Origin of the sequence: Chthonobacter rhizosphaerae (genome assembly GCF_013839525.1) — a bacterium.
In the GTDB taxonomy this organism is placed as follows: domain Bacteria; phylum Pseudomonadota; class Alphaproteobacteria; order Rhizobiales; family Pleomorphomonadaceae; genus Chthonobacter; species Chthonobacter rhizosphaerae.
Genome location: NZ_JACDIS010000001.1, coordinates 619,372 through 641,657, shown reverse-complemented (window position 1 = coordinate 641,657; position 22,286 = coordinate 619,372). Strand labels below are relative to the sequence as shown.

22 protein-coding genes are annotated in these 22,286 nt (G+C 71.8%); 8 read left to right on the top strand and 14 right to left on the bottom strand.

From position 1 onward, the window contains the following. Nucleotides 1-108 precede the first annotated feature (108 nt). From rlmH to rplU, 10 genes are all read right to left on the bottom strand, one after another. Nucleotides 109-591, bottom strand: coding sequence for a 23S rRNA (pseudouridine(1915)-N(3))-methyltransferase RlmH (gene rlmH / locus HND91_RS02910; protein WP_181705002.1), 483 nt, complete (start codon nt 589-591; stop codon nt 109-111). Between the two features lie 63 nt (nt 592-654). Further along, on the bottom strand, nt 655-1,086 hold the full coding sequence (gene rsfS / locus HND91_RS02905; RefSeq protein ID WP_181705001.1) for a ribosome silencing factor: 432 nt from the start codon (nt 1,084-1,086) through the stop codon (nt 655-657). A 282-nt stretch (nt 1,087-1,368) separates the two neighbouring features. Continuing rightward, on the bottom strand, nt 1,369-2,022 hold the full coding sequence (locus HND91_RS02900) for a nicotinate-nucleotide adenylyltransferase (RefSeq protein WP_181705200.1): 654 nt from the start codon (nt 2,020-2,022) through the stop codon (nt 1,369-1,371). 94 nt (nt 2,023-2,116) lie between these two features. Continuing rightward, nucleotides 2,117-3,403: a glutamate-5-semialdehyde dehydrogenase gene (locus HND91_RS02895; RefSeq protein ID WP_181705000.1), complete on the bottom strand. Its 1,287-nt coding sequence runs from the start codon at nt 3,401-3,403 to the stop codon at nt 2,117-2,119. A 51-nt stretch (nt 3,404-3,454) separates the two neighbouring features. After that, on the bottom strand, nt 3,455-4,582 hold the full coding sequence (gene proB, locus HND91_RS02890; RefSeq protein ID WP_181705199.1) for a glutamate 5-kinase: 1,128 nt from the start codon (nt 4,580-4,582) through the stop codon (nt 3,455-3,457). Nucleotides 4,583-4,635: 53 nt separating this feature from the next. Continuing rightward, on the bottom strand, nt 4,636-5,679 hold the full coding sequence (obgE, locus tag HND91_RS02885; protein WP_181704999.1) for a GTPase ObgE: 1,044 nt from the start codon (nt 5,677-5,679) through the stop codon (nt 4,636-4,638). A 225-nt stretch (nt 5,680-5,904) separates the two neighbouring features. Next, on the bottom strand, nt 5,905-6,498 hold the full coding sequence (locus HND91_RS02880) for a GNAT family N-acetyltransferase (protein ID WP_181704998.1): 594 nt from the start codon (nt 6,496-6,498) through the stop codon (nt 5,905-5,907). A gap of 138 nt (nt 6,499-6,636) precedes the next feature. Further along, on the bottom strand, nt 6,637-7,293 hold the full coding sequence (locus HND91_RS02875) for a GNAT family N-acetyltransferase (RefSeq protein WP_181704997.1): 657 nt from the start codon (nt 7,291-7,293) through the stop codon (nt 6,637-6,639). A gap of 133 nt (nt 7,294-7,426) precedes the next feature. Further along, nucleotides 7,427-7,696, bottom strand: a complete 270-nt coding sequence (gene rpmA, locus HND91_RS02870) for a 50S ribosomal protein L27 (protein ID WP_181704996.1) — start codon at nt 7,694-7,696, stop codon at nt 7,427-7,429. Nucleotides 7,697-7,836: 140 nt separating this feature from the next. After that, nucleotides 7,837-8,151: a 50S ribosomal protein L21 gene (gene rplU / locus HND91_RS02865; protein ID WP_181704995.1), complete on the bottom strand. Its 315-nt coding sequence runs from the start codon at nt 8,149-8,151 to the stop codon at nt 7,837-7,839. A gap of 569 nt (nt 8,152-8,720) precedes the next feature. On the opposite strand from rplU, the gene HND91_RS02860 reads away from it, so the two are divergent. The 4 genes from HND91_RS02860 (at nt 8,721) to HND91_RS02845 (ending at nt 12,378) form a co-directional block, all read left to right on the top strand. Next, a complete protein-coding gene (locus HND91_RS02860; protein WP_181704994.1) occupies nt 8,721-8,939 on the top strand; it encodes a hypothetical protein in 219 nt (72 codons plus the stop codon). Between the two features lie 256 nt (nt 8,940-9,195). Continuing rightward, on the top strand, nt 9,196-9,561 hold the full coding sequence (locus HND91_RS02855; protein WP_181704993.1) for a hypothetical protein: 366 nt from the start codon (nt 9,196-9,198) through the stop codon (nt 9,559-9,561). A gap of 82 nt (nt 9,562-9,643) precedes the next feature. Further along, the gene (locus tag HND91_RS02850) at nt 9,644-10,099 is read left to right on the top strand and encodes a (2Fe-2S)-binding protein (protein ID WP_181704992.1); all 456 of its coding nucleotides are present in this window, start codon (nt 9,644-9,646) and stop codon (nt 10,097-10,099) included. A gap of 11 nt (nt 10,100-10,110) precedes the next feature. Then, entirely contained in the window at nt 10,111-12,378 is a 2,268-nt protein-coding gene (locus HND91_RS02845; protein ID WP_181704991.1) for a xanthine dehydrogenase family protein molybdopterin-binding subunit, read from the top strand. A 256-nt stretch (nt 12,379-12,634) separates the two neighbouring features. Here HND91_RS02845 and HND91_RS02840 read toward each other — a convergent pair whose 3' ends face one another. Together HND91_RS02840 and HND91_RS02835 are read right to left on the bottom strand one after the other, a co-directional pair. Next, a complete protein-coding gene (locus HND91_RS02840; protein ID WP_181704990.1) occupies nt 12,635-14,296 on the bottom strand; it encodes an HWE histidine kinase domain-containing protein in 1,662 nt (553 codons plus the stop codon). Nucleotides 14,297-14,398: 102 nt separating this feature from the next. Continuing rightward, the gene (locus HND91_RS02835; protein ID WP_181704989.1) at nt 14,399-15,106 is read right to left on the bottom strand and encodes a Crp/Fnr family transcriptional regulator; all 708 of its coding nucleotides are present in this window, start codon (nt 15,104-15,106) and stop codon (nt 14,399-14,401) included. A gap of 292 nt (nt 15,107-15,398) precedes the next feature. Between HND91_RS02835 and HND91_RS02830 the strand changes: the two genes are divergently transcribed. From HND91_RS02830 to HND91_RS02820, 3 genes are all read left to right on the top strand, one after another. Continuing rightward, entirely contained in the window at nt 15,399-16,190 is a 792-nt protein-coding gene (locus tag HND91_RS02830) for an SDR family NAD(P)-dependent oxidoreductase (RefSeq protein ID WP_181704988.1), read from the top strand. Nucleotides 16,191-16,223: 33 nt separating this feature from the next. Beyond that, on the top strand, nt 16,224-17,009 hold the full coding sequence (locus HND91_RS02825; RefSeq protein ID WP_210272537.1) for a creatininase: 786 nt from the start codon (nt 16,224-16,226) through the stop codon (nt 17,007-17,009). 109 nt (nt 17,010-17,118) lie between these two features. Then, the gene (locus tag HND91_RS02820; protein WP_181704987.1) at nt 17,119-18,420 is read left to right on the top strand and encodes an amidohydrolase family protein; all 1,302 of its coding nucleotides are present in this window, start codon (nt 17,119-17,121) and stop codon (nt 18,418-18,420) included. A gap of 135 nt (nt 18,421-18,555) precedes the next feature. Here the strand turns inward: HND91_RS02820 and HND91_RS02815 are convergent, their stop codons facing one another. Beyond that, nucleotides 18,556-20,088, bottom strand: a complete 1,533-nt coding sequence (locus tag HND91_RS02815; RefSeq protein WP_181704986.1) for an amidohydrolase family protein — start codon at nt 20,086-20,088, stop codon at nt 18,556-18,558. 107 nt (nt 20,089-20,195) lie between these two features. Then, on the bottom strand, nt 20,196-20,672 hold the full coding sequence (locus HND91_RS02810) for a nucleoside deaminase (RefSeq protein WP_246329247.1): 477 nt from the start codon (nt 20,670-20,672) through the stop codon (nt 20,196-20,198). 112 nt (nt 20,673-20,784) lie between these two features. Here HND91_RS02810 and HND91_RS02805 point away from each other — a divergent pair, with 112 nt between their 5' ends. Then, a complete protein-coding gene (locus HND91_RS02805; RefSeq protein ID WP_181704985.1) occupies nt 20,785-22,281 on the top strand; it encodes an amidohydrolase family protein in 1,497 nt (498 codons plus the stop codon). Nucleotides 22,282-22,286: the final 5 nt, after the last annotated feature.

Here is a 22,286-nt window from a genome sequence, read left to right as displayed (position 1 = left end):
GCGCGCGTCAAAATCCGGTTCACCCTAGACCGCTTCCCCCTGCGATGAACAGCCGCCGCCCCCGGGGCGGGCCCGCCCGGAGTGACGATCGGCGCCTGTCCGCCCCCCTCACGAGCGGTGATAGGGATGGCCGGACAGGATGGTGATGGCTCGATAGACCTGTTCCGCGGCGAGAATGCGGACGATCTGGTGCGGAAAGGTGAGGCGCCCGAAGGCGACCTTCAGGGACGCGCGGGCGAGAAGCGCCGGCCCGTGCCCGTCCGCGCCGCCGATGAGGAGCACGAGCGCCGGGACCGAACGGTCGCGCGCGGACCCGACCAGCGCCGCGAAGCGGGCGCTGTCGATGGTCTCGCCGCCTTCGTCAAGGGCGATCGTCACGGCGCCGTCCGGGAGGTCGGCGAGGAGGGCGGCCGCCTCCTCGTCCTTGCGGGCCTCGGCGCGCGCGGCGCGGCTCTCGGCGATCTCGCGACTCGCGACCGCCGTGATGCCAATGGCGCGGCCGCTCTTGGCCGCCCGGTCCAGGTAGCGGTCCGTCAGCTCCCGTTCGGGCCCGGCCTTCAGCCGGCCGACCGCGTGGATGGCGATCCGCATGGGTCTCCCGCCGCCGGCCGCGCCGGATGCGCGGCGGCCGTTCGGTTCACCGGCCGAGGCCGGTCAGCCGTGGATCCGAGCGGGAGCGGCGTCGGCAGCCCACATCTTTTCCAGATTGTAGAACTGGCGCACTTCCGGGCGGAACACATGGACGATCACGTCGCCGGTGTCGATCAGCACCCAGTCGCAGGCGGTCATGCCCTCGACGGTGGCGGTGCCGAAACCGGCGTCCTTGATGTCCTTCAGGAGGTGGTCGGCGATCGCTCCGACGTGCCGGTGGGACCGACCCGAGCAGACCACCATGTGGTCGGCGATGGGGGTCTTTCCGGCGATGTCGATCGCCACGATCTCTTCCGCCTTGGCGTTGTCCAGGCTCGCGAGGACCGCGGCGAGGAGGCTGGCGGGGGCTCCAACGGTCGGCTCCGCCGCCGAGGAGGCGGCCAATGCCGAGGTCTGAGGCGCGCGGGACACCGCGCCCTCGGATGAGAGTGTCATGCTCAGGGGCTGTACCTTTCGATCGTGTCGACCGCTGCCGACCGATGAGTTCTCACGGACCGCGCCACGAAGAGCCAAGACCCGGACAGCCGGGAGCCTGGACCTTGCGTCACACGAGACTGCGCCACGGGAGGTGTGCTCGTCAAAGGGAGTGACCTTGCCACATGGAGCGGCCCTGCCTTCGAAAGGCTGGCCCGTTTTCGGCTTCGACCCCGAACCGGCGCCGTGACCTTCCTGTGGCTCATCCGCACCCCGCTACAATGGGTGCTCGGGGCGACAATTTCAAGACGGATCGACCAAAGGCGGCAGGCCGGCATTGCGGCGCGTCCGGGCGAGGCGGATCACGGTGGACGAGATGGGGACCCGGTGGCCGGTGAGGAAGACCCAGGCGGGGGGCTTCCGGTCGGCGAGGCCGGCGGCGTCGCGCTCCGGCACCCGGGCGGACGCGAAGGTCCGGGCGGCCGGGGAGGCGAGCGCCTTCAGGGTGGAGCCTGGCCGGTCGACCACCGCGATCGGCATGGTGGCGGCGATGCGCCGCCAGTCCTGCCAGCGGTGGAAGGTGGCCCAGTTGTCGGCGCCGATCAGGAAGACGAAGCGCACGTCCGGCTTCAGGCGGACGAGCGCCTCCATGAGGTCCAGGGTGTAGCGGGTGCCGAGGCGGGCCTCCAGGTCGGTGACGACCACGCGCGGGTGGGCGGCGACCCGCGCGGCGGCGCGCATGCGCTCGCCGATGGACGGCAGGCGGCCGGTGTCCTTCAGGGGATTGCCGGGCGACACCAGCCACCAGACCCGGTCGAGGCCGAGCCGGCGGAGCGCCGTCAGGCTGGCGTGCCGGTGGCCGGCGTGGGGCGGGTCGAACGAGCCGCCAAAGAGGCCGATCCTGAGGCCGGGCACGGTCGCCGGCATGGTCGGGCGTGCGGCGCGGGGCGCCGGCATGGTCGGGCGGGCGGCGCGGGGCGCCGGTCGTCGGCCGGTCACGACCGGCGGTCCGTCACGGCCGGAGCGCATGGCCGGAACCCATGGCCGAAGCTCACGGCCGGAGCTGACCGGTGCCGCGGACCCGGTACTTGAAGCTCGTCAGCTGCTCCACGCCGACCGGCCCGCGGGCGTGCATCTTGCCGGTCGCGATGCCGATCTCCGCCCCCATGCCGAACTCGCCGCCGTCGGCGAACTGGGTGGAGGCGTTGTGCATCACGATGGCGCTGTCGATGCGCGCCATGAAGCGCTCGGCGGTCGCAAGGTCGTCGGTGACGATGCTCTCCGTGTGGTGGGAGCCGTGGGTCTCGATGTGCTCGATGGCGGCGTCCACCCCGTCCACGAGGGCGACCGACAGGATGGCGTCGAGATATTCGGTCGACCAGTCGGCCTCCGTGGCCGGCTCGGCCCCCGGCCAGAGCGCCCGCACCTCGTCGGTGCCCCGGATGGCGCAGCCGGCGGCGGAGAGGGCGTCCAGGACGGGGACGAGGTGCGTGCCGGCGACGGCCCGGTCCACCAGGAGGGTTTCGGCCGAGCCGCAGATGCCGGTCCGGCGCATCTTGGCGTTCACCGCGATGGCGACCGCCATGGAGAGATCCGCCGCCTTGTCCACGTAGACGTGGCAGATGCCTTCCAGGTGGGCGAACACCGGCACCCGCGCCTCCGCCTGCACGCGGGCGACGAGGCTCTTGCCGCCGCGCGGCACGATCACGTCCACGGTGCCGCCGAGGCCGGCGAGGAGGTGGCCGACCGCGGCCCGGTCCCGGGTGGGGACGAGCTGGATGGCGTCCTCCGGAAGGCCGGCGGCGACGATGCCCTCCTTCAGGGCCTCCAGGATGGCGGTGGACGAGGCATGGCTGTCCGACCCGCAGCGCAGGATGGCGGCGTTGCCGGCCATGAGCGCGAGTGCGCCGGCGTCCGCGGTCACGTTCGGCCGGCTCTCGTAGATGATGCCGATGACGCCGAGGGGCGTCGCGACCCGCTCGATCCGCAGCCCGTTCGGCCGCTCCCAGGCGGCGAGCACCCGGCCGACCGGATCGGGCAGGGCGGCGATCTCGTCGAGCGCCCGGGCGATCGCCTCGATCCGGGCGTCGGTGAGCGTGCCCCGGTCCAGGAAGGCGGCGGTCTGGCCGTTGACGGTCATCTCGGCGATGTCGATGGCGTTGGCCGCCAGGATCTCCGCCGACCGCCGCCGCACCGCCGCCGCCATGGCGGTCAGGGCCGCGCGCTTCTCGTCGGCGGTCGCGATCGCCAGCCGCCGCGCGGCGGCGCGGGCGCGCCGGCCGATCTCCCGCATGGTGTGGTCGAGGCTTTCGGGCGTCTCGGAAAGAGTGTGCAGCATGGGGCGGTGGTATCCGAAGAAGGTCGGGAAGAGGAACGGCGGGGCGGCCGGTCAGCCGGCCTCGCCCTTCAGCACCAGGTCGTCGCGGTGGATCATTTCGGTGCGGCCGGCGATGTCGAGGAGGGTTTCGATCTCGCCGGAGCTGCGGCCGCGGATGCGCTCGGCCACGTCGGCGTCGTAGGCGACGAGGCCGCGGGCGACTTCCAGGCCCGACGGGTCGAGCACGCGGACCGCGTCGCCGCGGCCGAAGCGGCCCTCCACCCGGGTGACGCCGGCGGGCAGGAGGCTGCGGCCCTGATTGAGCGCCCGAACGGCGCCGGCGTCGACTGTGAGGGCGCCGCGCGGCTCCAGGTGGCCGGCGATCCAGGCCTTGCGGGCGGTGACCGGGTTCGCCTCCGCCTTGAAGAGCGTGTGGATGCCGCCGGCGTCCACCACGCTCAGGGGCCGGTCCACCTTGCCGGACGCGATGATCATGGCGACGCCCGCGACGGTCGCCATCTTGCCGGCCTCGATCTTGGTCTTCATGCCGCCGCGGGACAGCTCCGACCCGGCGGCGCCGGCCATGGCCTCCACTTCCGGGGTGATGCGGTCCACGACCGGGATGTGCCGGGCGGCGGGATCCTGGGCGGGCGGGGCCGTGTAGAGGCCGTCGATGTCGGAGAGGAGCACGAGGAGGTCCGCCCCCATCATGGCGGCGACGCGCGCGCCGAGCCGGTCGTTGTCGCCGTAGCGGATCTCGGTGGTCGCCACCGTGTCGTTCTCGTTGATGACCGGCACGGCCTTCATCTTGAGGAGGGTGCCGACGGTGGCGCGGGCATTGAGGTAGCGCCGCCGCTCCTCCGTGTCGCCGAGGGTGAGAAGCACCTGGCCGGCGGTGAGGCCGCGGGCGCCGAGAACCTCGCTCCAGACCCGCGCGAGGGCGATCTGGCCGACGGCAGCGGCCGCCTGGCTCTCCTCCAGCTTCAGCCGGCCCGCCGGCAGGCCCAGCACGCCGCGACCCATCGCGATGGCGCCGGACGACACGATGAGGACGTCGGCGCCGCCGGCGGCGAGCCGGGCCACGTCGTCGGCGATGGACTCCATCCAGGCGCGCTTGAGGACGCCCGTCCGCCCCTCGACGAGGAGGGCAGAGCCGATCTTGACGACCACGCGCCGGAAGGGGGAGAGCAGGCCGCCCATGGGGGCGGCCGGCGCGGCGCCGAGGCTCGTCCGGGTCTCGTCGGTGAGGGCCGTCATGGCTCCCAGGTCTCCGTCTTCAGGGCGGGGGACTCGTCCTCGGCCTCGCGCCGGCCCTTGTCGATGGTGCGCCAGAGCACCCGGAGGGCGTCGTCCACGCCCTCACCGCTCGCGGCCGAGAGGGTCATCGGTTCGCGGCCGATGACCTTCTTCAGCGCCTTGATCCGGCCCTTGAGGAGATCGGGCGCCAGGGCGTCCACCTTGGAGAGGGCCACCACCTCCGGCTTCTCGTCGAGGCCGTTGCCGTAGGCCTCCAGCTCGCCGCGGACGACACGGTAGGCGTCCGCCACGTCGTCCTGGGTGGCGTCGATCAGGTGGAGGAGCACGCCGCAGCGCTCCACGTGGCCGAGGAAGCGGTCGCCGAGGCCGGTGCCCTCGTGGGCGCCCTCGATGAGGCCCGGGATGTCGGCGAGCACGAACTCGCGGGTGCCGACCCGGACCACGCCGAGGTTCGGATGGAGCGTGGTGAACGGATAGTCGGCGATCTTCGGCTTGGCGGCCGTCGTCCTCGCCAGGAAGGTGGACTTGCCGGCGTTCGGCAGGCCCACGAGGCCGGCGTCGGCGATCAGCTTCAGGCGCAGCCAGATCCAGCGCTCCTCGCCGGGAAGCCCGGGGTTGGCGCGACGCGGGGCCTGGTTGGTTGAGGTCTTGAAGTAGGCGTTGCCGAAGCCGCCGTTGCCGCCCTTGGCGAGGAGCACGCGCTGGCCGACCTCGGTCATGTCGGCGATCAGGGTCTCGCCGTCCTCCTCCAGGATCTCGGTGCCCTTCGGGACCTTCAAGGTGACATCGGCGCCCTTGGCGCCGTGCCGGTTCCGGCCCATGCCGTGGACGCCGGTCTTGGCCTTGAAGTGCTGGGCGTAGCGGTAGTCGATGAGGGTGTTGAGGCCATCGACGCACTCCACCCACACGTCGCCGCCGCGCCCGCCGTCGCCGCCGTCCGGGCCACCGAACTCGATGAATTTCTCGCGACGGAAGGATACGGCGCCCGCGCCTCCGTCGCCGGAGCGAATATAGACCTTCGCCTGGTCCAGGAATTTCATGTCTCTCGTCTCGGTCGGCCTTGAAAGCCGTGCTTGGGGCGGTGGCCGGCCCGTCGGGCCGCCGCCATCGCCCGCGGCCCACGCCGGCCGCTTCCTATGCGTCAGTTCCGCCGTGCGCGCAACGGCGGCGTCGGGTCCCGGCCGGTCCCAAGGGACCGGGCCGGCCTTCAAGGACAGGGCCGGCCTTGAGGGGCCGGGTCGGCCCCTAGCGCCGGGAGCGGCCCGTCAGGTCCGCGCGGCCTTCTCGTAGGCCTGCCAATCCATCCGGGTGTCCACGTGTTCCAAGTCGCGGCCGAGCGCCTGGCATTCGCGCCGGCTGCGGCCCACCACCTTGAAGCCGAACCGGCCCTGGATCCTGAGGGAGGCTTCGTTGCCCACGAAGGCCCCGCTGGTGATGGTCGGTACGGCCAGCGACCGGTGAATCCAGTCGAGGGCCGCGCCGACCGCCTCGGTCATCACGCCGCAGCCCCAGTAGGGCCGGGCGAGCCAGTAGCCGAACTCCGGCGTGCCGTCGAGGCCGTGGAGGGCGACGACGCCCACCGGCTCCTCCGCCTCGGCCGGCAGGAGGGCGAGCGTGACGGCCGAGCCGATCAGGGCCGCGTGCCGGACGTGGTCCACGAAGGCGAGCCCGTCGGAGAGCCGGTAGGGATGCGGCACCCGGGCGAGCCAGCGCGTCACCTCCAGGTCCGCCAGATGGCGGGCGAAGGCGGCGGCGTCCTCGCGCACCACCGGCCTCAGCCGGAGGCGCGGGGTCTCCAGGGTGGGATGCAGGTTGGCGCGTCGCCGCAGACCGAACCCGCTCAGGCTTCCGATATCCATCGCCGCCGCTCTCCGACCGGCCGCCGGCCGGCGCCAGGGCGGGCGCCGACTGTTCCTGAGCCGTATCATGCCGTCAAACACCTCCGCCGTGAACGCCAAAACGCCGCGCCGCCGGAGCCTTCGTCCACCGCTCGTCCGTCAACCCTTGGCGAGCCGCAACGGCTCCCACCGGCGCAGGCTTTCCCAGGTGCGCCGGTCCAGCTGGAACCGGTCCACCGGCACCACCGCCTGGAAGAAGGCGGAGTGGCCGAGCTCCTGGGCGACCATCTGGAAGCCGCACTTCTCGATGACCCGCCGGGACGCCCCGTTGGTGACCCGGCACGACACCGAGAGCCGCTCGTGCCCCTGGTGCAGGAAGGCGTAGTCGATCACCGCGTGGGCCGCCTCGGTGGCGAAGCCCCGGTCCCACCAGGGTTCGCCGATCCAGTAGCCGAGGGTGGGCAGGCGGGCGCCGCGCCGGAAATCGAGCGTGATGGCGCCGATCGGGGTGCGGCGGCCGTCCGACCGCTTCAGGCAGATGAGATGCTTCTGCTCGCTGTCGTCGGCGAGCTCGGAGGCCCAGGCGAGCGCGTCATCGGTCCGATAGGGATGGGGCAGGCTCGTGAGGTTCTGGGCGATGCGGGCATTGTCGGCGATCTCGGCGATCGCGGGCGCATCGATCGCCACCGGGGCGCGGAGCACCAGCCGGCGGGTCTCGATCACGAGGCCATGGAACGGCCGGACAAGCGCCCGTTCGCCGGCCTCGCCGACTATGCTCTCAAGCTCTTCGCTTCCGCTTCGGTCGGGTCTGGACATGATCTCGTCCTCGTGTCGCGAGATGCAGAAAGGGGAGGTGGCGGCCCACCTCCCCTCGCGGTGCTCTCGACACAATCGGAGCGATCCGCCGGGGTCCGTGGGACGCCGGCAGGCCGCTCGAGACCATCCGGCTTTACTCTGCGGCTGCCGTCATCGGGAGAACGGACACGTAGACGCGGCCGTTCGACTTGGTCGCGAAGGCCACGCGGCCTTCGGTGAGCGCAAAAATCGTGTGGTCGACGCCGAGGCCTACGTTCTGGCCCGGATGCCACTTGGTGCCGCGCTGGCGCAGGATGATGTTGCCCGGGACGACGGCTTCGCCACCGAACTTCTTCACGCCGAGGCGGCGGCCGGCCGAGTCGCGGCCGTTGCGGGACGAGCCGCCAGCTTTCTTGTGAGCCATGGGATAACTCCTTCAGGTCCTGGTTGCCTCGCCGAACGGAGCCGGATGATCGGCTCGAGACGCCGGACGAGGGCGTTGAAGTCGGATCGGGTGACGGCCGCGCCGGTCGTCGCCCGCTTGGATCAGGGACGCTCGCTGGATCAGGCGGCCTTGATGCCGGTGATCCGGACCACGGTCAGCAGCTGACGGTGGCCCCGCTTGCGCTTGGAATTCTGCCGGCGACGCTTCTTGAACGAGATCACCTTCTCGCCGCGGGTCTGCTCGACCACCTCGGCGGTCACGCTGGCGCCGGCCACGACGGGCGCGCCCACGTTGACACCGGCGTCACCGGACACCATCAGCACCTCCGCGAAGGTGACCGTGCTGCCGGCCTCGGCCTCGAGCTTCTCGATCGTCAGAACGTCGTTTTCGGCGACCTTGTACTGCTTGCCGCCGGTCTTGATCACTGCGAACATGGTCGAACCAGTCCTTCTTCATCTGTTCTTGGCCAGGTCGGTCGCCTGGCTTTGGCCGTTTGCCGCGGGAGATCGACGCGCCCTGTGGCGCCGCGCGTGAAGACCGGACGGGCCGGTCGCGCGGGCTTTGGAAAGGAATGGCGGACCTTGACGCCGGGATCGTCGGGCCGTGCGGCCCGGGCGACCGGCCTGAAGTCCCTGCCGACCGGACGAACCGGCTGGCGCCGCTTCCCGGAAGGGGAAGTCCTTGAGCCTCGGGCTGCGAAGAAAAGGCGCGATTCCGGCCCTTTCCCACGGGAGTGGGGTTTTACACGCAACAAAGCCGGGAAGTCAACGCGCCCGGTCCGGAAAAGCGGGCGTCCGGCGGTCGATCAATGCGCTTGTCTATATTAATGATTCCTGACACACACTGCGGGCGACCACCGCCGCCCCGCCGCTTCCGACGGGACCGCCGGCCGCCGGAGGACCGCTCCGGGCGGGATCGGGTGGCGATCGCCGCGATCGTGCCGGGTCCGCGGTCGGGCGGCGCTCGCCGCAGGGTGGCCGAGGGTCAGGAGGACCGTTCCGTCGTGACGAAGGTGTTCGTCATCCCGATGACCGCGCTTCTGGTGACGGCCCGTCTGACGATCGGGTCCCTGATCGTGCTCGCCCTCGTTCCGGTCCTGATCGTGGCGGCGCCGCTGCTGGTCGTCCGCCACCTGGCGACCCGGCGCCGCCCGCGCCGATTGTCGAAGCGCGTGGACCTGCCGCTCGCCAGCCCGGCCCGGCCACCCGAACGGAGCCGCTGACGGGCGGTCGCGGGGACCGGCGGAGGGGCGCTCCTTTCGATCGCTCCCGCGCTCTTGTCGCCGCCAGCGGCGCCTCTTGCGCCGGCCCCCGCGCTTCTTGCGCCGGCAGCGGGGCGGTCCACTCCACCGGTCCTGGCGACGTCCTCATGGAACCCGTCGGCCGCCGCGGGGTTACCCGGCCGGGGCCGGGCGACGTGCGCCCGCCCGAGCCCCGCCCGATCCGGCGCCCCGATGCGCCACGTCCCCCGGAGGAGTGATGACCCGCCATCTGACGCTCGCGGCCGCCGCCGCGATTGCCCTCCTGTCCGCCCCGGCGGTCCGTGCCGAGACGCCGGCGCCCGCCGCCGGCACCGACCGGTGCGCCGTCAAGCCGGCGCCCGGCGCCGACGAGGCGGCCGCCGCGCCGTCGCCCCACAACCCGACCGGAAGCACGGATGGAGCCGACGGCGCGAACGCGTCCGCCGACACGGCCGGGTCCGTGGCGGCCGCCGGGGACGCCGGGCCCGCCGCCGCCGGCGACACGCTGACCGGCACCGACAGCTCCTCCGCCTGGCTCTCCGCCGACGGCTCCACCGCCGCCGCGGCCCCGGACGGGGACTGCACCCTCACCACGCGCCCGTAGCGCCGGCTCGCGCCTCTCACAGTGCCAGCGTGCGGGGCCCGTCCGGGCTTCGCGTGCCAGCCGACCTTCAAGGACCGACAGGATGAAATTCGACCTCACGATCAACGGCGAGGCGCGTCAGGTGGACGTGCCCGAGGACATGCCGCTTCTCTGGGTGCTGCGCGACGTGGTCGGGCTCACCGGAACGAAGTTCGGCTGCGGCATCGCCCAGTGCGGCGCCTGCACCGTCCACCTGGACGGGGAGGCGATCCGATCCTGCGTCACGCCGGTGAGCGCCGTCGGCGCCGGGGCGATCACCACCATCGAGGCGGTCGGCGGGACGCCGGAGGGCCGCAAGGTCCAGGACGCCTGGCTGACCCTGGAGGTGGTCCAGTGCGGCTACTGCCAGTCCGGCCAGATCATGTCGGCGACCGCCCTCCTGAAGGCGACGCCGAAGCCGACCGACGCCGACATCGACGACGCCATGGCGGGCAACATCTGCCGCTGCGGCACCTATCCGCGCATCCGCGCGGCCATCAAGACCGCCGCAGAAGCCTGAGGGAGCGCGCCATGACCAAGACCCCCGCATTCGGGCTCGTGGACGCCGCCCGGACCGCCGCCATCTCGCGCCGCCAGGCGCTCATGGGCGGCGGCATGATGCTGGCCTTCCTGGCGGTCGGCCGCCGGAAGGCCCACGCGGCCGGCGAGGAGCCGAGCCTCAGGGCCATCGGCGACGGCACCATCGACACCGGCGACGCCTTCGAGGGCTTCGCGCCGGGCGGCTTCATCCGCATCGGCCGGGACAACGCCATCCACCTCATCGTGCCGAACGTCGAGATGGGCCAGGGCATCTACACGGCCGAGGCCATGCTGATCGCCGAGGAGCTGGAGGTCGGCCTCGACCAGGTGACGGTGCTGGCCGCGCCGCCGAACGAGGAGCTCTACAAGCAGCCGATCCTGCAGTCGCAGACGACCGGCGGCTCCACCTCCATCCGCGGCGCCTTCGAGCCGCTGCGCCAGGCCGGCGCGGCCGCCCGCATGATGCTGATCGCGGCGGCGGCGGAGCGCATGAAGGCGCCGGCCGGCAGCCTCCGGGCCGAGCGCGGCCGGGTGATCGACCCGGCCACGGGCGAGGGCTTCTCCTACGGCGAGCTGGTGGACGACGCCGCCAAAATGCCGGTGCCCCAGGACGTGCCGCTGAAGCCGAAGGCGGACTGGAGGCTGATCGGCACCCCCGCCCGGCGGGTGGAGTCGGCCGGCAAGGTGAACGGCACCGCCACCTTCGGCATCGACATCAAGGTGGAGGGCATGAAGGTCGCCACCGTGAAGGCGTCGCCGACGGTCGGCGGCAAGCTGAAGCGGGTGGACGACACGGCCGCCCGGGCGATCCCGGGCGTCGTCGACGTCATCCGGATCGAGAACGCGGTGGCGGTGGTGGGCGACCACTTCTGGGCCGCCAACCAGGGCCTTCAGGCGCTCGACATCGAGTGGGACCCGGGCGAGAACGCCGGCCTCGACACCGCCGCCCTCCGGCAGGCGCTGGCGACGGCGTCGCAGTCCGGCACGCCCATCCTCGGCCGGCAGGAGGGCGACGCGGCCGCCGCCATGGCGGGAGCCGCCAGGCGGGTGGAGGCGACCTACGAACTGCCCTTCCTGGCCCACGCGGCCCTGGAGCCCATCAACACCACCATCCACGTGACCGAGGACGGCTGCGACATCTGGGTCGGCACCCAGGTGCCGACGGCGGCCCAGAAGGTGGCGGCGGACCGGCTGGGCCTGCCGCTGGACAAGGTGCGGCTGCACAACCAGGTGATCGGCGGCGGCTTCGGCCGGCGCCTGGTGGCCGATTCCATCGAGCAGGCGGCGCTGATCGGCAAGCAGGTCCGCTATCCGGTGAAGATCATCTGGACCCGGGAGGAGGACATCACCCAGGACCTCTACCGCCCGGCCTACTACGACCGCATCTCCGCGGGCCTCGACCAGAACAACCGGCCGGTCGCCTTCATGGACCGGATCACCGGCGGCTCGGTGCTTGGCGCCTACCTGCCGGGCGGCCTGCCGGAAGGGACGATCGACAGCGACGCCATCGAGGGCGCCGCCGACACGCCCTACGGCTTCCCGACCCTGCTGGTGGACTGGATCCGGGCCGACCCGCCGGTTCCGGTGACCTGGTGGCGCGGCGTCGGGCCGACCCACAACGTGTTCGTGGTGGAAAGCTTCATGGACGAACTCGCCGAGGCGGCGGGCGAGGACCCGGTCGACTTCCGCATGTCGCTCCTGAAGGAGAAGCCGCGGGCGGCGGCCGTGCTGCGCCTGGCCGCTGAGCGGTCCGGCTGGGGCGGCGACCTGCCGCCGCGCCACGGCCGGGGCGTCTCGCTTCACGGCGCGTTCGGCAGCTTCGTGGCGGTGGTGCTGGAGGCGAGCGTCGGCGAGGACGGCGCCGTCAAGCTGCACCGGGCGGTGGCGGCGGTCGACTGCGGCATGGTGGTGAACCCGGACACCGTGAAGGCCCAGATCGAGGGCGGCCTGGTGTTCGGCCTGTCGGCGGCGCTCTACAACGGCATCACGTTCGCGAACGGCCAGGTGGAGCAGTCCAACTTCGACACCTACCCGCAGATGCGGATCAACGAGGTGCCGCCGATCGAGGTGCACATCATCGAGAGCGACGCCGCGCCGGGCGGCATCGGCGAGACCGGCACGGTCTCGGCGGCGCCGTCGCTGGTCAACGCGATCTTCCAGGCGACGGGCAAGCGCATCCGCACCCTGCCGCTGTCGGGCGTCGACCTCGGCGAGCGGGACGCGGGCCTGCCGCCCCGCCGGGACCGTGTTCCGGCCTGACGAGACGCGCCGCCGCCGGCCTTCGTAAGTGGGCCGGCGGCGGTGTCCCGCCCGCGGGCGGCGGGCCGGACGGCCGCGCCCCGGCGCCGCGTCAGAGCACGCCGAGGACGGCCAGGACCAGAATGGTGAGGACGGCCGAGACCAGGATCGAGCCGAGGCAGCCGAGGCGATTGGAGAAGAAGACGAACATGAACCCTCCGGGCGTCGTCGGCCGAACCGCGGCCGGCGCGCTCCCGTTCCGGCCGGAAGGCGTTTTTCACGCGGCCTGCTTCAGCCAGCCGTCCAGCGGCACCTCCAGGTGGAAGGCGAGGCCGGTGTCCGCGAAGGTGCTCTTCGCCGAGCCGATGGAGTTCGCCGTCCGCTGGATGAGCTTGGACCCGAAGCCGGTCCGGGTGGGTGGCGGGACGGGCGTCGGGCACCGTTCGCTCCAGGAAAGGTCGAGGGTTCCGGCGCCCGGATCGTCGCGCCTGGACCAGCGCACCGCCAGCTCGCCGCCCGTGCGGCCGAGGCAGCCGTGCTTGACGGCGTTGGTGGCGAGTTCGTGGACGATGAGGCTGATCGACACCGCGAGCTGCGGCGGCAGCTTGATGTCCGGTCCCTCGATCGTGACCCGGTCGGCCGCCGGGGTGACGGCGATCTCCGCCTCGATCAGCTCGCGCAGGGACACGCCCGACCAGTTGCGCCGGGTGAGCACGTCGTGGGTGCGGGCGAGCGAGCGCAGGCGCTCGCCGAAGCGGACGTTGAACTCCGCCGGGTCCTGCACGGAGGCGGCGGTCTGGGTGCCGATCGCCTGGACGAGGGCGAGCGTGTTCTTGACCCTGTGGTTGAGCTCGGAGACCAGCAGTTCCTGGTGGCGCGCCGCCTCGGAGGTACGCTCCTCGATGCCTTGGCCCATGGCGTCGAGGGCGAGCGCGATGGTCTCGAACTCGGGGGTGGCGATCGGCCGGGGGACGGAACTCGGCTCGCCCTTCGCCCACGCCTTCGCGAGGGCGACCAGATCGTCCACCGGCCGGCGGATGAGGACGCGGGCGGCGAGGACGGAGGTGGCGAGCGCGCCGACCACGCCGGCGGCGAGGACCGCGAGATTCCACACCCAGTTCCGGTCCACGACCGCGTAGGCTTCCGCGCGCGCCATGCCGGAGGACACGTAGATGCCCCGCGGCTCGCGGGTCGCCGGGTTGTAGGCGATGACCCGCCGCGTGCCGTCCTGGCTCGTCACCTCGTCGACGCCGGGCTCCGCGGCCCTGACCCACCGGGTGACGAAGGTTTCCGGAATGGCGGTGCCGACAAACCGCTCCGGCAGCGGGTTGCGGGCGAGGATCACGCCGTTGCGATCCGCGATCGTGAGCGAGCCGTTCGGCGGCACGGCCCAGGCGTCCACGATTCCCTGGATGTGGCCGAGGTTGAGGACGGCCGCCACCACGCCGATCGCCCGCCCGTCCGGGCCGCGGAGCGGCTGCGCCATGGGCAGGCCGGCGGTCCCGCTGGTGCGGCCCACCGTGTAGACGCCGGTCACGAAGGCGTCGTCGGCGAGCGCCTGGGTGAAATAGAGCCGGTCGCGGTAGTTGGCGGCCGGCCGGCGGGCATTGTCGACGCAGCGCACGTCGCCGTCGAGGTCGAGCACCAGGATGGAGCGCAGGTGCGGCAGGCTGCGGGTGAGCGAGGCCACATAGGCCGAGCAGGGCTCCCGCTCGAACGCCACGACGGAGGGCGAGGCCGCGACGGCGGTGAGGAGCGTGCGGATGCCCTCGGTGAGGCGCACCATCTCGGAATTGGCCTGCTGGGTCTGCCTGGCGACGAGATCGCGCACCTCCTGGTGGCGGGCCTGGCGCAGTTCCTGTTCCAGGAGCCAGACGACCGCGAACACGGGCAGGAGCGCCAGAAGGGCGAAGGTGAACAGCCGCTGGGATAAGGTCACTGCCCGCCTCGCCGCATCGAGCCGCCGGTGAGCGACTGGTTTACACGGTTTCCGGTCCGTGCAGGGACGGAAACATCCGACAATATACCGCAAATGGTTGCGTCATAGACCGAGGTATGCGGGATCGAACGACGCGAGCGCCGCCAGCCGGTCCCAATCCTCGATGCGGACCGTCCCGCCCGACCAGACGATCAGGCCGTCGCCACGCAGTTCCTGCAGCACCCGGTTGGCGTGGACGGACGAGATGCCGAGGGCGTCGCCGAGCTCGGTCTGGGTGATCGGGAAGCGGAAGCTCCGGTCCGGCGAGACCTCGCCGACCGCCTCCAGCCGCACGCAGAGTTCGCACAGGAGATGGGCGCAGTGCCCGACGGACGAGCGCCGGCCGAGGCTGACCATCCAGGCCCGCTGGGTGGCGGCGTCGATGAGGGTGGACCGCCACAGGAGGCGGGTGAGATTGGGCTCCTCCTCGGTGATCTCGGTGAGAAGGCGATGGGGGATCTCGGCGACCGCGCAGCGGGTGAGCGCCAGGACGCCGTGGTCGAGCGGGCTCAGGAGAAAGCCGTTGAGGTCGAGGAAGTCGCCCTTCACGTGGATGGCGGTCAACTGACGGCGACCGTCCTGCAGCATCTTGGTGCGGGCGGCGAAGCCTTCCGCGAGCAGCCGGCAGTGGCCCGGCGTCTCGCCGTCGGCGACGATGTCGCCGTCCGCCTCCACGGTCCGGATCCGGTCAGTCGCACGCTGCAGGATGCGCCGTTCGTGGTCGGACAGGGGACCGTAGCGAGCAAGCTTGCGGATCAGGTGCGTCGGCATGGCGAAGTCACCGCTGAACCATACGGACAAAACGGCCGGCGCCTGACAAAGATCCCGAGGCGAGCGGAATTTTGCGTGTCGAAAGCGGCGGATCCGGATGGTGCGTCGCAACAGGCGGCCGGGGAGTCGCGGCGGGCGCGGGAGGGCGGGCCGGCGCGCTCCCCGGGCCAGCGCTAGCCCGCTTCTTGCATGGACATTCGGATGTGACCGTTCGGCCCGCGCGGTGGCTCTTCGCTTCCGAAGTGACGCGGGGCCGGGGCGCGGGGCCGGGACGAGAAGGAGGCGGGACGGCATGACGGAGGGGGCAGCACTCGGATCGGCCATCCGGATGGCGGGGCGGCGCGTGCTCGTGACGGGCGCCGCGTCCGGCATCGGGCGGGCGGTGGCCGTGGGGGCGGCGCGCCTCGGCGCGGCGGTCGCCCTCCTGGACCGGGCCGATCCGGCGCAGACCGCTGACGAGATCCGGGCGGGCGGCGGCCATGCGTCGGCGATCGTGGCGGATGTGGCCGACGAGGCGTCGTGCCGGGACGCGGTGGCGGCGGCCGTGGCGGCCCTCGGCGGGCTCGACGGGCTCGTCACCGCCGCCGGCATCCTGCGGAGCGGGCGAATCACCGAGACGACGGGCGACGACCTCCGCGCCGTCATGGACGTCAACCTGATCGGCACCATGCGGACGTGCGCGCTGGCCCTGCCGCACCTGGCGGCGGCGGGCGGCGGCGCGGTCGTGACCATCGCGTCCGAACTCGCCCTCAAGGGCGTGCCGGCGACGAGCGCCTACGCGACGTCCAAGGCCGGCGTGGTGCACTTCACGAGGCTTCTCGCCGTCGACCACGCGGGCGAGGGCGTGCGGGCGAACTGCGTGTGCCCGGGGCCGGTGGCGACGCCCATGCTGGACGCCTTCGCGGCCGCTTCGGCCGACCCCGCGGCCGCGCTCGCCGGCGAGGCGGCGAGCACCCTGATGGGGCGGCTGGGCCGGCCGCACGAGATCGCCCACGCGGTCTGCTTCCTCCTCTCCGACGCGGCCGCCTTCATGACCGGCGCCGTGGTGGCGGTGGACGGCGGCGCGACCGCCGGCGCCCGCTGATCCTTCCTTCTTTCCCTGTTCCGGAGATCCTCGATGACGAGACCGTTTCGCATGGCCGACCTGAGCTGGACCGACTACCGGGACCGGCTGGCGGAGGAGGACCCGGTGGTGCTGGTGCCGGTGGGGGCGATCGAGCAGCACGGGCCGCACCTGCCGCTCGCCACCGACTGCCTGATTCCGGAGGCGGTGTGCGGGGCCTGCGCGAGCCGGGGCGGACGCCTGCTCGCGCCCAGCATCACCTACGGCTACAAGTCGCTGCCGCGGTGCGGCGGCGGCCAGCATTTCTGCGGGACCACGAGCGTGGACGCCGCCACCCTGATCAACCAGGTGAAGGACATGGTGCGGGAATTCGCCCGCCACGGCGTCTCCAAGCTGGCCTTCGTGGTCGGCCACATGGAGAACACCTGGTTCGTCAACGAGGCCTGCGACCTGGCGCTCCGGGAGGCCCGCATGCTGGGCCTGAAGGCGCCGCGGATCATGACCGTCGGCTACTGGGAATTCCTCGGCGAGGACACGATCCGGGCCGCCTTCGGGGACACCTTCCCGGACTGGTCGCTGGAGCACGCGGGCATCATGGAGACGTCCGTCATGCTGCACCTCCACCCGAGCCTGGTGACGATGGACCGGCTTCGGCCGCACCCGCCGGCGAAGCTGCCGCTCTGGGACATGTGGCCCTACGACGAGCGGCTGGTGCCGGCGGACGGCGTGCTCGCCACCGCCATCGGGGCCAGCGCCGAAAAGGGCCGGCTCTTCTACGACGAATATGTGGCGACGCTCTCGGGCGCCCTCGACACGGCCTTCGCGGAGCCGGCGGACTGACCGTCGCCCGCCCTCGCGCGCCCGGCCCGCCCACGCGCGCCCGGGCGCTTCGAGAGGCACCCCGACCTTCCTCCGTTCCATCCCCCGATCCGGACCCAAAGCAGCGCCCATGTCCTTCGATCTTCTCGTCCGCAACGTCTCCCTGCCCGACGGCCGCCGCGGCCTCGACGTCGGCGTCACCGCCGGCCGCATCACGGCGGTGGAGCCGGGGCTTCCGGCCGACGCCGGCCGCGTCGTCGACGGTGGCGGGCGGCTGCTGTCGCCGCCCTTCGTGGACATCCACTTCCACATGGATGCGACCCTGTCGCTCGGCATCCCGCGGCTCAACCGGTCCGGCACGCTCCTGGAGGGGATCCGGCTCTGGGGCGAGCTGAAGCCGCTCCTCACCGTGGAGGCGGTGGTGGAGCGCGCGCTGCGCTATTGCGACCTGGCGGTGGCCCAGGGGCTGCTGGCGGTGCGCAGCCACGTGGACGTGTGCGACGACCGGCTCGTCGGCGTGGAGGCGCTCCTTCACGTGAAGGACGCCGTGAAGGACTACCTGGACCTGCAGCTGGTCGCCTTCCCGCAGGACGGCTACTACCGCTCGCCGACGGTGGCGGCCAACCTCGCGCGGGCGCTCGACATGGGCGTGGAGGTGGTCGGCGGCATCCCGCACTTCGAGCGCACCATGGAGGACGGCCGCCGGTCGGTGACGGCGCTCTGCGAGCTCGCCGCCGAGCGGGGCCTCCTGGTCGACCTCCACTGCGACGAGACGGACGACCCGATGTCGCGCCACATCGAGACGCTCGCCTGCGAGACCCGGCGGCTCGGGCTCCAGGGCCGGGTGGCGGGCTCGCACCTGACGTCCATGCACTCCATGGACAACTACTACGCCTCCAAGCTGCTGCCGCTGATCGCCGAGGCGGACATCCACTGCATCCCGAATCCGCTCGCCAACATCGTGCTCCAGGGCCGGCACGACACCTATCCGAAGCGGCGCGGCATGATGCGGGTGCCGGAGCTGATGGCGCTCGGCGTCACCGTCGCGCTCGGCCAGGACAGCTGCATGGACCCCTGGTACTCGTTCGGCGGGGCCGACATGCTGGAGGTGGCCCACATGGCGGTCCACACCGGCCACATGACGAGCCGGGCCGCGGTGGCGGCCTGCTTCGACGCGGTGACGACGGCGCCCGCCAAGGTGTTCGGCCTTCAGGGCTACGGCCTGGAGCCCGGCTGCCACGCGGACTTCGTGCTCCTCGACGCCCGCGACCCGATCGAGGCGGTGCGGCTGAAGCCCAACCGGCTGGCGGTGGTGCGCCGGGGCAAGGTGATCGCCGAGACGCCGCCGCGCACCGCGACCCTGTCGCTGCCCGGCCGGCCCGGCACGGTGGAGCCGTGGCTCTATGCGCCGGTGGAGGGCGGGAGCCCTTGAGCAAGGCCCGAACGGGAGGGCATCCGTCCCGCTCGGGGTCGCGACCGGCCTCGGCGGCACGGGTGTTGCCGGCATCGGCTTCGCCGGCGCCCCGGGGAAACGCTTGGTGCCCCGCCGCCGCCCGTCCGGCGATCGTCACGCCGTCGGGCGGTTCTGGCCGGTCCAGAGGGGGAGGTCGCCCTGATAGCGGTTGATGCCGATGTCCTGGATCGTGGCGCGGCGGTGCATTTCGGCGAAAAAGGGCTCGAACACCCGGTTGCGGTCCTCCACGAGCCGGTGCTGCTCCAGCCAGGCCGGCACGGTCTCGCGCACCTCGGCGAGGATCGCGTCCTCGTCCACGGTGAGGAGGCGGCCGTTCTCCACCACCACCTCGCCGGCCACTAGGACGGTCTCAATGGACGAACCGTTCTCGCAGTAGACGAGGTGGTGGCAGACGTCGTTGAGCGGCGTCCAGTTGAAGCCGGTCATCCTGAGCACCAGGAGGTCCGCCGCCTTGCCGACCGTCAGCGAGCCGGTCTCCCGATGGCGGAGCGCCGTGCGGGCGCCCCCGATGGTGGCGGCCTTCAGGATCTCGCGGGAGGAGACCAGCCGGCCATGATCCGGCGTCGCGATGCCGTGGATGAGGCCGGCGGCGCGCATGACGTCGAAGATGCGGGCGGTGTCGTTGGAGCAGAGGCCGTCGGTGCCGAGGCCCACGTTGACGCCCGCGTCGAGGAGTCGGCGGACCGGCGCGACGCCGGCGCCGAGCTTCTGGTTGGAGATGCAGTTGTGGGCGACCGAGACGTCCGCCGCCCCCATGAGGGCGATGTCGTCGTCCGTCACCCAGATGGAATGCGCGATGGTGACGCCCGGATGGAGGACGCCGATGTTGTGCATGTGGCGGATCAGCGTCTTGCCGTAGAACTCCTGGCCGGTGACCGCCTGGGTCTTGGTCTCCAGGATGTGGGTGTGGAGCGGCACGCCGCGGGCGACCGCGAGCTCGCTGCAGGCCTGCATGAACTCCACGGTCACCCGCTGGGGCGCGGAGGCGGAGACCATGAAGTTCACCCGCCCGGCCCGCCCGTGCAGGCTGTCGAACACGGCCTTGCAGTAGTCCATGTAGCCGTCGACGGTGACGGAGGAGTCCTCCACCTCCGCTTGGAGGCCGGGCGGCACCAGCTCGCGCGCGAAGGGCAGGGTGTCGAGGACGTTCTTGTCCATGACGCAGTTGGAGACAGTCGCCCGGATGCCGGCGTGCTCGTAGGCGGTGAAGACCGTGGCGAGCCGGTCGAGCTCCTGGGTCGGCGGATCGAACCAGTCGTCCACCATGGTGGTGACGCCGTTCTTCAGGGACTCCATCGCGCCGAGGAGGGTGCGCAGGTAGAGGAGGCGCTCCGGGATCCGCGGCCCCATCAGGATCGGATAGGCGTAGAGCATCCAGATCTCGAGCGGCATGTGCTCGTAGCGGCCCTTGAAGAAGGTCTCGCCGGAATGGAGGTGGCTGTTGACGAGACCGGGCATCACCAGCCGGTCGCGTCCGTCGATGACGCGGGCGCCCTCGGGCGGGACGAGGTCCGGCCCGATCGCCGCGATCCGGCCGTCGCGGACGAGGAGGCTGCCGACGAAGGGCTCGGTGCCGCCTTCGCCCTCCAGGGTGAGAAGGGTGGCGTTCCGGATGAAGATGGTCATGGGCGTCAGCGTCCGAGTGCGTGGGTGCGGCGTGCCTGTCCGGGCAGATGGGTCCGGGCGAATGGGGCCGGGCGTATGGGTGGGCGTGTCGGGTCGGGCGCTGTCGGTCAGCGCGGCATCGCCGGGCCCGAGGCCATCCACTCGGTGAAGACCCCGTGCGCCTCCTCGGCCATCAGCTGTTCGGACGGGAGCGCGCGAGCCTCGACGGGCTTCGACACCTCGGCCACGAGGGGCGCGCAGTCGATGCCGAGGGCGAGGCAGTCCTGAAGCGAATAGGCGTAGACCAGCTTGTCGATCCGGGCCCACCACATGGCGGCGACGCACATGGAGCAGGGCTCGCACGTGGTGTAGAGGGTGGCGCCCGACAGGTCCGCCGAGCCGAGCCGGCGGGTGGCGTCGCGGATGGCCACGACCTCGCCGTGGGCGGTCGGATCGAACGTGACGGCGGTGTCGTTGCAGCCCTCGCCGATGATCTCGCCGTCGCGCACGATGACGGCGGCGAACGGGCTGACGCCCCTCTCCCGCATCTCGCGGCGGCCGAGCTCGATGGCGCGGGCCATGATCTCGCGACTGCTCAGGCGCATGGTCTTCCTCCCTGGTCGGCTTCGTTTGGCGGAAGGGCCAGCAAGCGCCATGCCAGTGCGGCACGAGGATTGCTTTTCGATCGGCATCAAGAACACCCGGGAGGGCGGTGCCATGGGAAAGACGATCATCAGGGGCGGGCGGCTGATCGACGGGGCGGCCCGCAAGGCGGACCCGACGGACATCCTGGTCATCGACGGCGTGATCGCCGAGGTGGGGCCGCCGGGCTTTCCAGCGCCGGACGACGCGGTTCTGTTCGACGCGGCCGGCACGATCCTGCATCCGGGCCTCGTCAACGGCCACACCCATGGCATGGGCAACCTGTGCAAGGGCCAGTCGGACCGCTTCACCCTGGAGCTCCTGTGGACCGGCGCCCACGAGATGCTGGACCACCAGACGACGGAGCTGAAGTACCTGAACGCCTATCTGGGCGCCGTCGAAATGGTGCTGAAGGGGTGCACCACCGCCTATGATCTGACCTTCGGGGTGCCGTTCGCCACGACCGATGACCTGATCGCGATCGGCCGTGCCTACGAAGACGCCGGGATGCGGGCGGTGCTTGCTCCGATGATCGCCGATCTTTCCTTCTACGAGGCGATTCCAGGCCTCTTCGACGCCCTGCCGCCGCGCCTGCAGCAGATCGCGGCCGTGACCGACCGCAAGGGGCCGGAGGCGGTGCTGGGGGCCATGAAGCACGCCCTAGACAACTGGACGCTCGACACCGAGCGGGTGAGGCTCGGCGTCGCGCCGACCATTCCGCTTCACTGCACGGACGAGCTGATCGTCGGCTCGGCCCGGCTCGCCCGCGACTACGGCGTGGTGCTGCACAGCCACGTGGCGGAATCGAAGACCCAGGCGGTGTCGGCCTTCAAGCTCTGGGGCAAGACGATCACCGCCCACATCGACGACCTCGGGCTGATCGGGCCGGACTTCACGGTGGCGCACGGCGTCTGGCTCGACGACGACGACATGCGGCGGCTCGCCGACAAGGGCGCTTCGGTCTCGCACAATGCCGGGTCGAACATGCGGCTCGGATCGGGCATCGCGGACGCGCGCCGGATGCTGGAGCTCGGCGTCAATCTGGCGATCGGGACGGACAGCGCCAATTGCGCCGACAACCAGAACATGTACGAGGCCATGCGTTATGCCTCGATGGTGTCGAACGTGCGCGGGCCGGACTACACCCGCTGGCTGACCACGCCGGAGATCATCAAGGCCGCCACGGTGGGCGGCGCCTATGCGACGGGCTTCTCGAAGATCGGCACCATCGCGCCGGGCTTCAACGCCGACATCGTGTTCCTGGACCTGAAGTCCGTGAACTGGATGCCGGTGAACGAGCCGTCGAACCAGATGGTGCTGACGGAGGACGGCACGGGCGTGAAGCACGTGATGGTGGGCGGCGACCTGGTGGTGAAGGACGGCCGGCACACCCGCTGCGACATGGACGCGCTCGCCGCCAAGGTCGAAGCGGCCCACGCGCGCCTCGCCGAGCTGAACGCGCCCGCGAAGGCGATCGCGCCGGCGTTCGAGGCCTGCGTGGGGTCGTTCTGCATGGGGCTGTCGCGCCACCCCTATCACATCGAACGCTACGCCACCTTCTCGTGCACCTGAGGACA

Coding starts and splice junctions, on each gene's coding strand:
- rlmH (WP_181705002.1), bottom strand. CDS start 591: ATGCGGATCGCCATCCACGCGGTCGGCCGGCTGAAGGCCGGGCCCGAA.
- rsfS (WP_181705001.1), bottom strand. CDS start 1,086: ATGACACTCTCATCCGAGGGCGCGGTGTCCCGCGCGCCTCAGACCTCG.
- HND91_RS02900 (WP_181705200.1), bottom strand. CDS start 2,022: ATGCCGGCGCCCCGCGCCGCACGCCCGACCATGCCGGCGACCGTGCCC.
- HND91_RS02895 (WP_181705000.1), bottom strand. CDS start 3,403: ATGCTGCACACTCTTTCCGAGACGCCCGAAAGCCTCGACCACACCATG.
- proB (WP_181705199.1), bottom strand. CDS start 4,582: ATGGGCGGCCTGCTCTCCCCCTTCCGGCGCGTGGTCGTCAAGATCGGC.
- obgE (WP_181704999.1), bottom strand. CDS start 5,679: ATGAAATTCCTGGACCAGGCGAAGGTCTATATTCGCTCCGGCGACGGA.
- HND91_RS02880 (WP_181704998.1), bottom strand. CDS start 6,498: ATGGATATCGGAAGCCTGAGCGGGTTCGGTCTGCGGCGACGCGCCAAC.
- HND91_RS02875 (WP_181704997.1), bottom strand. CDS start 7,293: ATGTCCAGACCCGACCGAAGCGGAAGCGAAGAGCTTGAGAGCATAGTC.
- rpmA (WP_181704996.1), bottom strand. CDS start 7,696: ATGGCTCACAAGAAAGCTGGCGGCTCGTCCCGCAACGGCCGCGACTCG.
- rplU (WP_181704995.1), bottom strand. CDS start 8,151: ATGTTCGCAGTGATCAAGACCGGCGGCAAGCAGTACAAGGTCGCCGAA.
- HND91_RS02855 (WP_181704993.1), top strand. CDS start 9,196: ATGACCCGCCATCTGACGCTCGCGGCCGCCGCCGCGATTGCCCTCCTG.
- HND91_RS02850 (WP_181704992.1), top strand. CDS start 9,644: ATGAAATTCGACCTCACGATCAACGGCGAGGCGCGTCAGGTGGACGTG.
- HND91_RS02845 (WP_181704991.1), top strand. CDS start 10,111: ATGACCAAGACCCCCGCATTCGGGCTCGTGGACGCCGCCCGGACCGCC.
- HND91_RS02835 (WP_181704989.1), bottom strand. CDS start 15,106: ATGCCGACGCACCTGATCCGCAAGCTTGCTCGCTACGGTCCCCTGTCC.
- HND91_RS02830 (WP_181704988.1), top strand. CDS start 15,399: ATGACGGAGGGGGCAGCACTCGGATCGGCCATCCGGATGGCGGGGCGG.
- HND91_RS02825 (WP_210272537.1), top strand. CDS start 16,224: ATGACGAGACCGTTTCGCATGGCCGACCTGAGCTGGACCGACTACCGG.
- HND91_RS02820 (WP_181704987.1), top strand. CDS start 17,119: ATGTCCTTCGATCTTCTCGTCCGCAACGTCTCCCTGCCCGACGGCCGC.
- HND91_RS02815 (WP_181704986.1), bottom strand. CDS start 20,088: ATGACCATCTTCATCCGGAACGCCACCCTTCTCACCCTGGAGGGCGAA.
- HND91_RS02810 (WP_246329247.1), bottom strand. CDS start 20,672: ATGCGCCTGAGCAGTCGCGAGATCATGGCCCGCGCCATCGAGCTCGGC.
- HND91_RS02805 (WP_181704985.1), top strand. CDS start 20,785: ATGGGAAAGACGATCATCAGGGGCGGGCGGCTGATCGACGGGGCGGCC.